The sequence below is a fragment of the Candidatus Pelagibacter sp. HIMB1483 genome, from assembly GCF_052048135.1.
Lineage (GTDB): Bacteria > Pseudomonadota > Alphaproteobacteria > Pelagibacterales > Pelagibacteraceae > Pelagibacter.
Genome location: NZ_JBNAIM010000002.1, coordinates 1,071,713 through 1,084,247, shown reverse-complemented (window position 1 = coordinate 1,084,247; position 12,535 = coordinate 1,071,713). Strand labels below are relative to the sequence as shown.

At 26.3% G+C, this 12,535-nt stretch carries 16 protein-coding genes, 1 tRNA gene and 1 rRNA gene; 12 read left to right on the top strand and 6 right to left on the bottom strand.

The window, feature by feature from the left end; genetic code table 11:
• On the top strand, window positions 1-1,414 hold a 1,414-nt coding region (locus ACTTAV_RS06540), incomplete at its 5' end, for a PQQ-dependent sugar dehydrogenase (protein ID WP_440671014.1).
• A gap of 12 nt (window positions 1,415-1,426) precedes the next feature.
• On the opposite strand, the gene ACTTAV_RS06535 is transcribed toward ACTTAV_RS06540, so the two are convergent.
• Window positions 1,427-2,194: a glycosyltransferase family 2 protein gene (locus ACTTAV_RS06535; protein ID WP_440671013.1), complete on the bottom strand. Its 768-nt coding sequence runs from the start codon at window positions 2,192-2,194 to the stop codon at window positions 1,427-1,429.
• A 48-nt stretch (window positions 2,195-2,242) separates the two neighbouring features.
• On the opposite strand from ACTTAV_RS06535, the gene gmd reads away from it, so the two are divergent.
• The 11 genes from gmd (at window position 2,243) to ACTTAV_RS06480 (ending at window position 10,601) form a co-directional block, all read left to right on the top strand.
• Window positions 2,243-3,280 (top strand): GDP-mannose 4,6-dehydratase, encoded by a 1,038-nt coding sequence (gene gmd, locus ACTTAV_RS06530; protein WP_440671011.1) that lies wholly within the window; start codon window positions 2,243-2,245, stop codon window positions 3,278-3,280.
• A complete protein-coding gene (locus tag ACTTAV_RS06525) occupies window positions 3,277-4,215 on the top strand; it encodes a GDP-L-fucose synthase family protein (protein ID WP_440671010.1) in 939 nt (312 codons plus the stop codon). The genes gmd and ACTTAV_RS06525 overlap by 4 nt, the downstream gene beginning before the upstream one ends.
• Window positions 4,216-4,283: 68 nt before the next feature.
• Window positions 4,284-5,927 carry an LIC_10190 family membrane protein gene (locus tag ACTTAV_RS06520; protein ID WP_440671009.1) on the top strand — a complete coding sequence of 548 codons (1,644 nt, stop codon included), beginning with the start codon at window positions 4,284-4,286 and terminating at the stop codon, window positions 5,925-5,927.
• A 23-nt stretch (window positions 5,928-5,950) separates the two neighbouring features.
• The gene (locus ACTTAV_RS06515) at window positions 5,951-6,670 is read left to right on the top strand and encodes a glycosyltransferase family 2 protein (protein WP_440671008.1); all 720 of its coding nucleotides are present in this window, start codon (window positions 5,951-5,953) and stop codon (window positions 6,668-6,670) included.
• Between the two features lie 53 nt (window positions 6,671-6,723).
• Window positions 6,724-6,838, top strand: a 5S ribosomal RNA gene (rrf, locus tag ACTTAV_RS06510).
• A 14-nt stretch (window positions 6,839-6,852) separates the two neighbouring features.
• Window positions 6,853-6,978 carry a type B 50S ribosomal protein L36 gene (ykgO, locus tag ACTTAV_RS06505; RefSeq protein ID WP_075501769.1) on the top strand — a complete coding sequence of 42 codons (126 nt, stop codon included), beginning with the start codon at window positions 6,853-6,855 and terminating at the stop codon, window positions 6,976-6,978.
• Window positions 6,979-6,983: 5 nt separating this feature from the next.
• Entirely contained in the window at window positions 6,984-7,094 is a 111-nt protein-coding gene (locus ACTTAV_RS06500) for an aa3-type cytochrome c oxidase subunit IV (protein ID WP_440671007.1), read from the top strand.
• 9 nt (window positions 7,095-7,103) lie between these two features.
• Window positions 7,104-8,192, top strand: a complete 1,089-nt coding sequence (locus tag ACTTAV_RS06495) for an NAD(P) transhydrogenase subunit alpha (protein WP_440671006.1) — start codon at window positions 7,104-7,106, stop codon at window positions 8,190-8,192.
• 1 nt (window position 8,193) lies between these two features.
• Window positions 8,194-8,505 (top strand): proton-translocating transhydrogenase family protein, encoded by a 312-nt coding sequence (locus tag ACTTAV_RS06490; protein ID WP_440671005.1) that lies wholly within the window; start codon window positions 8,194-8,196, stop codon window positions 8,503-8,505.
• On the top strand, window positions 8,505-9,899 hold the full coding sequence (locus ACTTAV_RS06485) for an NAD(P)(+) transhydrogenase (Re/Si-specific) subunit beta (protein ID WP_440671037.1): 1,395 nt from the start codon (window positions 8,505-8,507) through the stop codon (window positions 9,897-9,899). Before ACTTAV_RS06490 ends, ACTTAV_RS06485 begins: the two co-directional genes overlap by 1 nt.
• A gap of 3 nt (window positions 9,900-9,902) precedes the next feature.
• Window positions 9,903-10,601, top strand: coding sequence for a transaldolase family protein (locus ACTTAV_RS06480; RefSeq protein WP_440671003.1), 699 nt, complete (start codon window positions 9,903-9,905; stop codon window positions 10,599-10,601).
• Between the two features lie 6 nt (window positions 10,602-10,607).
• On the opposite strand, the gene ACTTAV_RS06475 is transcribed toward ACTTAV_RS06480, so the two are convergent.
• From ACTTAV_RS06475 to ACTTAV_RS06455, 5 genes are all read right to left on the bottom strand, one after another.
• A tRNA-Met gene (locus ACTTAV_RS06475) sits at window positions 10,608-10,684 on the bottom strand.
• Between the two features lie 6 nt (window positions 10,685-10,690).
• Window positions 10,691-10,885, bottom strand: coding sequence for a 30S ribosomal protein S21 (gene rpsU / locus ACTTAV_RS06470; protein ID WP_075484443.1), 195 nt, complete (start codon window positions 10,883-10,885; stop codon window positions 10,691-10,693).
• Between the two features lie 77 nt (window positions 10,886-10,962).
• On the bottom strand, window positions 10,963-11,532 hold the full coding sequence (locus ACTTAV_RS06465; protein ID WP_440671002.1) for a cell cycle transcriptional regulator TrcR: 570 nt from the start codon (window positions 11,530-11,532) through the stop codon (window positions 10,963-10,965).
• Entirely contained in the window at window positions 11,532-11,762 is a 231-nt protein-coding gene (gene rpmE, locus ACTTAV_RS06460; protein ID WP_440671001.1) for a 50S ribosomal protein L31, read from the bottom strand. The genes ACTTAV_RS06465 and rpmE overlap by 1 nt, the downstream gene beginning before the upstream one ends.
• A 35-nt stretch (window positions 11,763-11,797) precedes the next feature.
• Window positions 11,798-12,535, bottom strand: coding sequence for an inositol monophosphatase family protein (locus ACTTAV_RS06455; protein WP_440671000.1), 738 nt, complete (start codon window positions 12,533-12,535; stop codon window positions 11,798-11,800).

Sequence of the window (12,535 nt, the reverse complement as noted above, 5' to 3'; positions counted from 1 at the left end):
AATTTATTTACTTTCATTTTTAATTATTTTTAATATTAAGTTAATACACATGTTTTTATCAAAAAAAAAAATTATAGTTATTTTTGTTATTCTATTATTACTTTTTATTTTTTACTCATACAGAATAATTAGTGGCTTTGTAAAAGATGGATATGATAGACAAAGTAAAACTGTTGAAATTATAAAAACAATTATACCTCCCCATTATGTAAAAAAAATTAAAGATAATTTTTTTGTGGTATCAAAATTAAAATCAAGAAATGAGTTTTTGGAATTGCAAATTAAAAAATATGAGCAAGGTTTGGATGGGCAAATTTTCAAAAGTGAAAAAATTAAGATTAATAATGAAGAATACAAATTAGATTATTTTTTTACTCCATTCAAAAGATTAGATGTAAATTTAGGATGGAATGCGATGAAAAATTCTTTAAGAGCACATTATTTGGAAATTTACCATAATAAAGTTTTGTTAATCTCAGGTGAAGGACAAACAATCTATTTTGATAAAAAAAATTTTTTATCAAAAAAATTAAATTATACAAATTTAGAGAATAATATTAATGAAATTATAAAAGATAAAAATTCAGAATTAATTGGAATAAGAGATTTATACTTTCATAAAGATGAAGTTTTAATTTCAATGTTAGAAAAAAATGATAAAGGCGTTACAATTAATATCTATGCAGCTGATATGAATTTTAAAAAATTAAATTTTAAACTTTATTTTCAAACAAATGATTTTTGGGAATATTACAATGTTTTTTCAGGTGGAAGAATTGAAAAATTTTCAAATAGTGAAATTTTGTTTTCTGTTGGATATGCTGGTGTGAAAGGGGCAGCACAAAATTTGAATACAGCTTTGGGAAAAATTATTAAGATCAATACTATTAATAAGAGTTTTGAAATTGTCTCTATAGGTCACCGAAATCCCCAGGGTTTAAGATATATAAAAGATAAAAATATAGTTATTAATTCTGAACATGGACCTAAAGGTGGAGATGAGATTAATTTTAATTTATTAAATAAAAATAATGGTGAATTGATTAATTATGGTTGGGATATAGCTTCTTACGGAACAAAATATGATGGAACAGATCCATTTAAGAAATCTCATTCAAAATATGGTTTTAAAGAACCGGCTAAATTTTACACACCCTCGATTGGAATAAGTGAAATTTTATATTTTCAAGACAGCTCACATTGTCCCAAAAAAAATTGTATATGGGTATCTTCCTTAAGAGCTAATTCAGTTTATATTTTGAGTTTAGAAAATAATTTTGAAAATTTGAAATCCTCTGATCGATTACATTTAAAGAAGAATAGACTAAGAGATATAGATTACGATGATGAACTTGATTTGATATTGTTATTAAGTGAAAATATTCCAGCTATATTAGTTTTAACAAAAATTTAAAAATATTTTAATTTAAAAAAATTGTGAAATTTTTGAGAAGTTTTTAAATAATAATAATTTATATGGATTAAGTTTATTTTTCTTTAAAATTTGAAAATCTTCTTTCATCTTAATTATTAAGTTTTTAATGTTTTTATTACTCTCACCTCCAAATCTCATCTTAATTGTAAATTTATTTAAATAAAAAATTCTTGCATTAGCATTACTAAATAATCTGATTATAAAATCATAATCAGAAGAAATTTTAAAATTTTCATCATAGAAAAATTCATTTTTTTCTATGAAACTTTTTCTTATAAACAAAGTTGGATGAGGTGGCATCCAACCATTGTGTATTTTTTGTAAAATTAAATCATTAGACTGGTAACCTTCATTTAGTTTTGTGGTCCATTTTCTAATTATTTTATTAGTATCATGTTTACTTGTGTATAAAAGATTAGAAAAAAGAATATCAATTTTTTCTTTGACAAATATTTTCGAAATAGTTTTGATTATATCTTTATCTAACAGCTCATCATCAGAGTGCAAAATGCCAATAATGTCTCCTGTGGCAGCCCTCATCCCTTCATTTAGAGCACCATATAATCCAGAACTTTTTTGTTGGATAATTTTCTGATTCCCAAGTTTTGATTGATTTACAATATCTATAGTCCTATCTTGTGAATTTTTATCTAAGATTATATGTTCTACATTCTCATATGTTTGATTTAAAATTGATAAACAACAATCTTTTATTGTTTTTTCACTATTGTTTGTACACGTTATAAGACTTGCTTGCATTGTATGAATAAAATGAATACAGAATATATAATTTAAAAAAAAATCCAAATGAAAAAAAAAATAGCATTAATTTTTGGTGTAACTGGACAAGATGGAGCATACTTATCAAAATTTCTTTTAAAAAAAAAATACAAAGTTTATGGAGTTAAAAGAAGATCATCAATAATTAATACACAGAGAGTAGATGATATTTATAAAGATATTAATACTAAGTCAGATTTCGTTTTATGCTATGGAGATTTAACTGACTCATCTTCTATTTTACAATTAGTTAAAAAAACTAACCCTGATGAAATTTATAATCTTGCTGCCCAATCTCATGTTCAAGTATCATTTGAAGTACCTGAATACTCTGCTGATGTTAATGGTCTTGGTACTTTAAGAATATTAGAAGCAATCAAAAATCTTAATTTGAAAAAAAAAATAAAATTTTATCAAGCTGGAACTTCAGAGATGTTTGGTAGGACTAAAGAAAAGTTTCAAAATGAAAAAACATCTTTTTATCCTGCTAGCCCATATGGTGTTTCTAAAAATTTTGCTCATTGGATAACAGTTAATTATAGAGAGGCATATAATATTTATGCGTGTAATGGAATTTTGTTTAATCATGAGAGTCCAATTAGGGGAGAAACTTTTGTTACAAAAAAAATTATTCAAGGACTAATTAAAATTAAAAATGGCACTCAAAAAAAACTTTTTTTAGGAAATTTATATTCTAAAAGAGATTGGGGACATGCCAGGGATTATGTTGAGGCTATGTGGAAAATGTTGCAACAAAAAAAACCAGATGATTACGTTATTGCTACAGGAAAAAATATGACAATAAAAGAATTTGTTAATAAAGTTTTAAAAAAATTAAATTTAAAAATAAGATGGATTGGTAGAGGTATAAATGAAAAAGCAATTAATATAGAAAATAAAAATGTAATTATAGAATGTAAAAAAAGATATTTTAGACCAGTAGAGGTTGATTATTTGAGAGGAAATGCCAATAAAGCGAAAAGAAAACTAAAATGGTTTCCTAAAACTTCTATAGATAAGATGATAGAAGAAATGATTGATTATGAATTAGATAATTCATTATGATAAATCTCAATAGTAAAATATTTATTGCCGGACATAAGGGAATGTTAGGCTCTTCTATATTGAGAGTATTTAAAAAAAAGGGATATAAAAAAATCATTACTGTTGATAAGAAGTCTTTAGACTTAAGAAACCAGCTATCAGTTGAAAAATTTTTTAAAACTAAAAAACCCGATGCAGTTATTATTGCAGCTGCAAAAGTCGGTGGGATTAAAGCCAACATGGAGTCTCCAGCAAATTTTATAAAAGATAATCTTGAAATTCAAACTAACTTAATTTCTTCAAGTTATAATAATAAAGTTAAAAAATTAGTTATCTTTGGATCAAGTTGTATATATCCTGAAAATTTAAATAAACCTATTAAAGAAAATCAATTTATGACTGGTTCATTGGAAAAGACAAATGAAAGTTATTCAATTGCAAAAATAGCAGGTATTCAAATGATTAAATCATTCAATAAACAATATAAAACAAAATACATTTGTTTAATGCCCTGCAATTTATTTGGGCCAAATGATAATTACGATTTAAATAACTCTCATTTTTTACCAGCGTTAATTAGAAAAATTTATACTGCTAGTAAAAAAAAAAATAAAATTGTAAATTTATGGGGAACGGGCAAACCTTTAAGAGAAGTTTTGTATGTTGATGAAGTAGCTTATGCAAGTGAGTATTTTTTAAAAAAGAATACAAGTCATGAAGTTATTAATATTGGTTCATCTATAGAAATGTCCATAAAAGAATATGCAAAAAAAATTAAAAACTTAATAGACCCAAACGTTATTATAAAATTTAATAATAATAAAAATTTGGATGGAGTTAAAAGAAAAAAGTTAGATACCTTATTAGCTAGAAAGTATGGTTGGTCAGAAAAAATGAGTTTTTATACAGCTGTAAACCAAACTATTGACGATTTTAAAAAGAGATTTGAATTTTAAAAAATTTTGTGGAAAGGTTTATTTTATTCTAAAATTTAATAAATCTAATACAATTATAAAGAAAAAAAATGATCATAGTAAATTTTATATTTTTTTTAACTGCATTTTTTTTCATCTCAGCTTCAATTGCCGGTCAGGGTAAAATTATAGGTTTTAAGGAAAATTTTAATTTATTTGAAAATATTTTTTTAGGTTTCATTTTCTTAGCAATATTTAATACTTTTTTACATTTTTTTTCAAAAATTTCTATCTATTCAAGTTTGATCATTTTTTTATTTGGATTAATTTTTTTTTTTAAAAAGATATTTGTAAAAAAAAGTTTTTTTTCAAAAAGAAATATAATTTTTTTTCTTATTTTACTAGTCTTGGTTCCAATATTTATTTCACAAAAATATCATGAAGATTTTGGTTATTATCATTTGCCTTATGCTCTCTTATTAATAAAAGAAAAAATAATATTTGGAATTGCAAATACAAATGCAGCTTATGTTTATAATTCTTTATGGTTAAATATATATCCCTCATTTTTTTTGTGGGATAATAATTTTGATTATTTAACGTTACCATCTTTTATTCTTTATGTAATTTTTATATTTTTTTTAATTAATGAAATTTTAATTGAAAATGATTGGAAATTATCAAAATTGTTTGCAATCATTTCTGTTTTTTATTTTATTCTAAAATTTACAAGAATTTCAGAGTATGGTGTAGATATTCCATCTGCAATATATTCAAATATCGTAATTTTATATTTTATAAAATTTTTTGAGTCTCAAAATAAAAATGAAAAAGAAAAATTATTTTTCCTAATTTTAAATTTTTCAATTTTTTCTTTACTAATAAAGCTAAGCTCTATTCCAATCATAATTCTCTGTATAATTTTATACTTTAAAAATTTTAAATTTTTAAAAAGAAATGTTTTAGAAATTAAGTTTTTATGGATTTATCTCCTTGTAACGCTATTTTTAATACAACAATTTATATATACAGGGTGTATTGGATTCCCTAATAGTTTTTCATGTTTTAATGTGAGCTGGTTTAATGATTATTTTTTGACTTTAAAAAATATCTTAGAAACAATAAATAAAAGTTATTCTGAGGCTAAAGGTGTTATGTCAAGACAAGAATATTTACAAAATTTTAGATGGTTTCCATTTTGGCTAAATAGAAACTATTTTGAAATATTGAATCATATTTTAACCATGTCATCACCAATTGCTATTATTTTCTTTATATTAAAGAGTCAAAATAAAAATTATTATAGATCTTATAACTTAAGATTGTATTTAACAATTTTTTTTATCACTAGTCTAATTTTTTGGCTATCTTTTTCTCCAGTTTATCGTTTTGCGATACCTTATTTCATTACATTTGTTTTTTTAATTTTTTCATTTTTTTTTGTGAAAAAAAGGATTACTCATAAAACATTTATTTCAATTTTAATTATTTGTTTGCTATTTAATTTTTCAAAAAATATCAATAGAATTTCTAACAAAAATAAAATTTATTTTGGAATTGATAAAATAGATAATAAATATGTTAAGGATTTTGAAAATAGTAAACCTTATATGAGTATTTTTTTTGTTGATATAGAAAATAATAAAGCCAATGGTTGGCAGGGTAGACTTTGTTGGGATGTACCTATAATATGTACAAATTTAAAAGTTCAAATTAATAAAAATAGTAACTATTTATTTATAAGTAAATTTTAAAATAATAAATTTTTTAAGTTATGATGGATAGAAATTTATCAAAGTTATCAATTTTAATACCTTGTTTTAATGAAAAAAAAACAATAAATAAAATTTTTGAAGAAGTAGAAAAAAGTTTAATTAAAAATAAATTTTTGAATTATGAAATAATTATTATCGATGATTGTTCTACAGATGGAACAGTTGAGTTATTACAAAATATTGAAAAAAAGGTTAATGTAAGTGTTTTTTATCATAAGATAAATTTAGGCAAAGGTTCAGCAATTCAAACAGGGTTAAAAAATATCACTGGAGATATAGTTATTATACAAGATGCAGATCTAGAATATGATCCAAATGATTATCCAAATTTATTATTACCTTTTTTTGAAACAGATGCGGATGTTGTTTATGGTTCCAGATTTCTAGGAGGTGGAAAATACGTGCGTATCCATTTTTTTTGGCACTATTTAGCAAATAAAATTTTAACTTTTTTATGCAATCTAGTTACTAATTTAAATTTAACAGATATGGAGACTGGTTATAAATTATTCAAAAGTTCTATGATTAAAAATATCACTCTAGTTGAAAATTCTTTTTCTTTTGAGCCGGAGGTAACTATTAAGTTAGCAAAAAAAAAAAATAAATTTTACGAAGTTCCTATCACTTATAAGGGGAGATCTTATGAAGAAGGAAAAAAAATTGGATTAAAAGATGCATTTATTGCAGTAAAAACAATATTTTTATATTCATTTAAATCTTAATAAAATTTTAATTTCTCTTTGACTATAATTTTTCTTTAGGTATAAATACTCCGCCTGGTGATTATAGCGAAGAGGTAATACCCGATCCCATTCCGAACTCGGAAGTCAAGCTCTTCTGCGCCGATGGTACTTTGTCTTAAGACATGGAAGAGTAGGACTTTGCCAGGCTAAACTCAAATTTTATGAAAATAAAAAGCTCATTAAAATCAATTAAAAAAAGAGATTTGAACTCAAAACTTGTAAGAAGAAGAGGAAGAGTTTACATAATAAATAAAACTAACCCAAAATTTAAAGCAAGACAAAAGTAATTTTTATGGACAATGAAAACCATAAAAAAACTTGGGATAATTTCACAAAATTTGTGTTGTGGGGAACTGTCGCGGTAATATTAGTTTTAGTTTTAATGGCTATATTCTTACTGTAAAAATTTACAATGAAAATTGGATCAGTATCAGAGAACATAAAAATTGAAAAAAGGATTGCCATTACTCCTGAAATAGCAAAAAAATATAAAACAATTGGTTTTGAGGTTCTTTTACCTAAAAATTATGGAGCTCATTTAAACATCGCTGATGAAGAATATCAAAATATAGGTGTTAAAATTCTTGATGATGAAAAAGAAATTTTGAGCGATGTAAATGTTATTGTCCAGCTAGGGTTATTATCAGAAGAAAAAAATTCTATTTTAAAAGAAGATCAAACTTTAATTGGAGTTTTAAACCCTTATCAAAATAAAAATGAACTAGATAATTTAATTAAAAAGAAAATTAATATTTTTTCTTTAGAGTTACTTCCAAGAATAACCAGAGCTCAATCAATGGACATTCTGTCCTCCCAAGCAAACCTAGCAGGATATAAAGCTGTAATTGAGTCATTTGCAAATTTTGAAAAAGCAATTCCAATGATGATGACAGCAGCAGGCACGATTCCAGCCGCTAAGGTTTTAGTTGTTGGAGCAGGTGTTGCTGGACTTCAAGCAATAGCTACAGCTAAAAGAATGGGCGCTATTGTCTTCGCCACAGATGTAAGAATGGCATCTAAAGAGCAAGTAGAAAGTTTGGGTGGAAAATTTTTGAGTGTTGAGGGGACTGAGAATTTAGAAACTGAAGGAGGATATGCAAAAGAAGCTTCTGAAGATTTTAAAAAGAAACAAGAAGATTTGCTTTCGGAAACTTTAAAAAAAATTGATATAGTAATTTGCACAGCATTAATTCCTGGAAAGAAAGCACCATTAATAATAAAAGAAAATATGATCAATAATTTACAACCTGGTTCTGTAATATATGATCTGGCAGCAGTTCAAGGTGGTAATTCAGCATTTACCGAAGTAGATAAAATTATAGAAAAAAATGGAATAAAAATTATGGGTGAAAGTAATATTTTAAATAAATTACCAATATCTGCTTCAAATTTGTTTGCGAAAAATATGTTTAATTTTATTGAAAATTTATTCGATAAAGAGACTAAAAAAATTAACATTAACTTAGAGGATGAAATAATAAAAAAAACATTAATTAATTAAAATGGAAATAGACCCTTTAATATTTAGATTAAGTATATTTATTCTCTCAATTTTTGTTGGGTATTATGTCGTTTGGAGTGTTACACCTTCTTTACATACTCCACTAATGTCTGTTACAAATGCAATTTCATCTGTAATTATTGTTGGAGCAATAATTGCAGGATTATCTGGAAATTCAGATAATATTTTTAATTCATCAAGTGTTTTTGGTTTTTTAGCCATAGCATTAGCAGCAATCAATATTTTTGGAGGCTTTCTTGTGACGCAAAGAATGTTAGCAATGTATAAAAAAAAGAAAAAGGATAAGCGATGATATCTGCAAATTTATCAGCAACATTTTATTTAGTTTCTGGTGTATTATTTATTCTAGCTTTAAGAGGCTTGTCATCTCCAGAAACATCTAGACAAGGTAATTTGTTTGGAATTTTAGGAATGATTATTGCTGTAACAGTAACATTTTTATCTGTAGGTAATTTTTCGAGTGGATTTTTATATGTTTTAATATTTATTTTAGTAGGGGGGTCTGTAGGTGCTTTTATAGCTTATCGAATACCAATGACTGCTATGCCAGAGTTAGTAGCTGGCTTTCATAGTTTGGTAGGTCTTGCTGCAGTTTTTGTTGCTATTTCTGCTTTTTTAAATCCGGAGGCATTTAACTTAGGCACAAAAGGAAATATAAAACTTGGTAGTTTAATTGAGATGTCTATCGGGGCTGCAGTTGGAGCTATAACTTTTTCAGGTTCTATAATTGCTTTTTTAAAACTCCAGGGAATTATGTCTGGTTCACCAATCATTTTTAAAGGACAACATCCATTAAATGCGCTGATTTTATTTATGATAATCATTTTAATTTATTTATTATGCTCAACACAATCGTCGCATTTATTTTGGATATTACTTGCCATTTCATTTTTGATTGGTTTTCTTCTAATAATTCCTATCGGTGGGGCGGATATGCCAGTTGTAATTTCTATGCTTAACTCTTATTCGGGTTGGGCAGCAGCGGGTATAGGTTTTACTTTAGAAAATACAGCCTTAATAATTACAGGTGCCTTAGTTGGTTCTTCTGGTGCTATACTTTCATACATTATGTGCAAAGGTATGAATCGTTCTTTCTTTAATGTTATTTTAGGAGGATTTGGTGCAACAGATGAAACTTTACAAAATTCTTCTATAGAGCAAAGACCGGTCAAAAGTGGAAATGCTGATGACGCTGCTTTTTTAATGAAAAATGCTTCTTCGGTTATAATTGTTCCTGGATATGGAATGGCAGTAGCGCAAGCTCAACATGCTCTAAGAGAAATGGTTGATACTTTAAAGAAAAATGACATAAAAGTATCTTATGCTATTCACCCAGTAGCAGGTAGAATGCCAGGACATATGAACGTATTATTGGCAGAAGCTAATGTGCCCTATGATGAAGTGTTTGAATTAGAGGAAATCAATAATGATTTTGCTAATGCAGATGTAGCTTTTGTAATTGGCGCTAACGACGTAACCAATCCAGTGGCCAAAACTGATCCACAAAGTCCAATATATGGAATGCCAGTATTAGATGTAGAAAAATGTAAATCTGTGTTATTTGTAAAAAGAAGTCTTTCCCCAGGATATGCAGGTATAGATAACGATCTATTTTATAAAGAAAATACACTTATGTTATTTGCTGATGCAAAAAAAATGACAGAGGACATCACAAAAAATTTATAATATATGAGTATTAAAATTTTTTGTGATATTGCTGATCTTAATCTTATAAAAAAATTTAACAAAAAAAAAATAGTTAAAGGTTTTACTACAAACCCCAGTTTAATGAGAAAAGCAGGTGCAAAAGATTATAAATCTTACTCAAAAAAAATACTAAATGTATGTAAAAACAAACCTATTTCACTAGAGGTATTTGCAGACAACCATGCTTCTATGGTAGAGCAAGGAGTGAAAATAAATGATTGGGGAAAAAATATTTATGTAAAAGTACCAGTTGTTAATTCAAAGAATAAATTTACTGGTAAAGTCATAAGAGACTTAAACAATAGAAATATAAAATTAAATATCACAGCAGTTTATACTGCTAAACAAACAGCAAAAATCTTAAAAGTCATCAATAAAAAAACAAAAGTTATAATTTCTATTTTTGCAGGAAGAGCAGGCGATACTGGTAAAGATCCAATACCAGAAATTATGAAAAGTATCAGAATGGCTAAAAATTTTAAAAACGTTGAAATTTTATGGGCCAGTGTAAGAGAGCCGTATAATTATACTCAAGCAAAAAAATTGGGTTGTCATATAATTACTATACCTCCATCAATAATTGAAAAAATACAACAGTTCGGAAAATCTTTTGATCAATTGACAAAAGAAACTGTTAAAGCTTTTTTGGTCGATAGCAATAAATCGAAATTTAAAATATAGATAAGTTGGTTGCGGGGGACGGATTTGAACCGCCGACCTTCAGGTTATGAGCCTGACGAGCTACCAGACTGCTCCACCCCGCGGTATTTTTAAATTCTATTTTTTAGTTTATTTAGTTTTTTAACTCTTTTAATATTTTCTTGAAGAATTCTTTTTTTCTTTTCAGAAGGTTTTTCATAAGTATTTTTTAATTTTATAACCTTAAAAAAACCATCTCTTTGAAGTTTTCTCTTTAAAACTCTCAAAGCTTGTTCAACATTATTATCTTTTACTTCTATTTTAATAACTACCTCCAAAAAAATGAGTAGTTATCATCTTTATATTTTTATGTCTATTAATTTTATTCATTATTCCTAAATAATTATTGTGTTTGTTTATGTTTTTCTTTCTCTTTTTTTTCTCTTTTTATTCTTCTTTCTGCTTTTTCAGTAGCATTAATTAAATCTTTTTGAGTAATTAGATTTAAAGCTACAGGATCTTTTGGATTCAAATTATTGTAGTTCCAGTAACTTTTGTTTCTTATTGATGTGACCGAATTTTTTGTTATGCCAATAAGCTTGGCTATTTGAGAATCTTTTAAAATATTATGATGTTTAATAAGCCACAATGCAGAATCAGGCTTATCTTGTCTTTTTGATAATGGTACATATTTTTTAATTTTTTTTTCTGAATAAGATATTTCGATATCAGTATTATTGATCTCAAGAGGCCTTGTTTCGTCTTTTGAGGATAGTTCGATCTCCTCCCTAGAAAGTTGTCCAGCAATAATTGGGTTATATGCTTTTATACCCTTTGCAACTTCACCATCTGCAATTCCCTGTACTTCTACTTCATGAAGTTTGCAAAAATCTGCAATTTGCTTAAAAGTTAGTGTTGTATTTTCGACAAGCCATACAGCAGTTGCCATTGGCATTAAAGGAGCGTTTGACATTAATTTTTATTATCTGATCTGAAGTTTTTAAATTTTTTGTTGAATTTACTTATTCGACCTTTGTCCATTAATTTTTGTTTTCCACCTGTCCAAGCTGAGTGTGATTTTGGATCAATTTCTAATTTTAAAACGTCACCTTCTGCCCCCCATGTAGATTTTGTTTCAAACTGTGAACCATCTGTCATTTCAACTTTAATTGTGTGGTAATTAGGGTGTATTTTTTCTTTCATGACGAGACTTATAGCAAAAGAATTTTTTAAAACAATTAAAAGTTATCTATTTTTTCAATAAATTTTGCATTAATTTCAGCACTTGAGGCTAAAACTTTTATATTTTTAAAGGTAGATAGATCAATTTCATTAACTATTCCTCCTGCTTCTTTTATTAATATAATTCCAGCAGCTATATCCCATAAATTTAAATTTTTTTGATAATACCCATCATACCTCCCAGAAGCCACATACGCCATATCAAGCGCAGCACATCCAGATCTTCTACAAATTAAATCTAATTCATTTTTTATTTTTCCTACCGCAAATAAGCATTCTTGTATGTTATTTTTTTTAGAGACTCTAATTCTTTGATTGTTAAAGAAAGCACCATTATTTTTTTCTGCATAAAACATTTCATCTTTAATAGGATCAAAAATTAGTCCGCTAACTATTTCATTTTTTGTTTTAAGCGCAATAGAAATAGCAAAGTGTGGTACACCATGTAAAAAATTAATCGTTCCATCAATTGGATCAATGATCCAAAAATTGGTTTCATCTTTATTTTTTTCTATTCCACTTTCTTCACTTATTATTGAGTAGTTTGGTCTAGCTTTTTTAAGTTCTTCAATTAAGATTTTTTCTGCTTTTATATCTGAATTTGTCACAAAATCTTTTGGACCTTTTTTGGATACTTGTAGTTTTTCTAATTCACCAAAATCTCTTATTAAAATTTTGGAAGCTTTTTCACAAGCTTTTATCATAATATTAAGATTTGCGGATATAGAATTCAT

Bases quoted from the DNA above. Each gene is read 5' to 3' on its own strand.
- gmd (WP_440671011.1), top strand. From the start codon at position 2,243: ATGAAAAAAAAAATAGCATTAATTTTTGGTGTAACTGGACAAGATGGA.
- ACTTAV_RS06525 (WP_440671010.1), top strand. From the start codon at position 3,277: ATGATAAATCTCAATAGTAAAATATTTATTGCCGGACATAAGGGAATG.
- ACTTAV_RS06500 (WP_440671007.1), top strand. From the start codon at position 6,984: ATGGACAATGAAAACCATAAAAAAACTTGGGATAATTTCACAAAATTT.
- ACTTAV_RS06465 (WP_440671002.1), bottom strand. From the start codon at position 11,532: ATGTCAAACGCTCCTTTAATGCCAATGGCAACTGCTGTATGGCTTGTC.
- ACTTAV_RS06535 (WP_440671013.1), bottom strand. From the start codon at position 2,194: ATGCAAGCAAGTCTTATAACGTGTACAAACAATAGTGAAAAAACAATA.
- ACTTAV_RS06455 (WP_440671000.1), bottom strand. From the start codon at position 12,535: ATGAATTCTATATCCGCAAATCTTAATATTATGATAAAAGCTTGTGAA.
- ACTTAV_RS06495 (WP_440671006.1), top strand. From the start codon at position 7,104: ATGAAAATTGGATCAGTATCAGAGAACATAAAAATTGAAAAAAGGATT.
- ykgO (WP_075501769.1), top strand. From the start codon at position 6,853: ATGAAAATAAAAAGCTCATTAAAATCAATTAAAAAAAGAGATTTGAAC.
- ACTTAV_RS06520 (WP_440671009.1), top strand. From the start codon at position 4,284: ATGATCATAGTAAATTTTATATTTTTTTTAACTGCATTTTTTTTCATC.
- rpmE (WP_440671001.1), bottom strand. From the start codon at position 11,762: ATGAAAGAAAAAATACACCCTAATTACCACACAATTAAAGTTGAAATG.
- ACTTAV_RS06490 (WP_440671005.1), top strand. From the start codon at position 8,194: ATGGAAATAGACCCTTTAATATTTAGATTAAGTATATTTATTCTCTCA.
- ACTTAV_RS06480 (WP_440671003.1), top strand. From the start codon at position 9,903: ATGAGTATTAAAATTTTTTGTGATATTGCTGATCTTAATCTTATAAAA.
- ACTTAV_RS06515 (WP_440671008.1), top strand. From the start codon at position 5,951: ATGGATAGAAATTTATCAAAGTTATCAATTTTAATACCTTGTTTTAAT.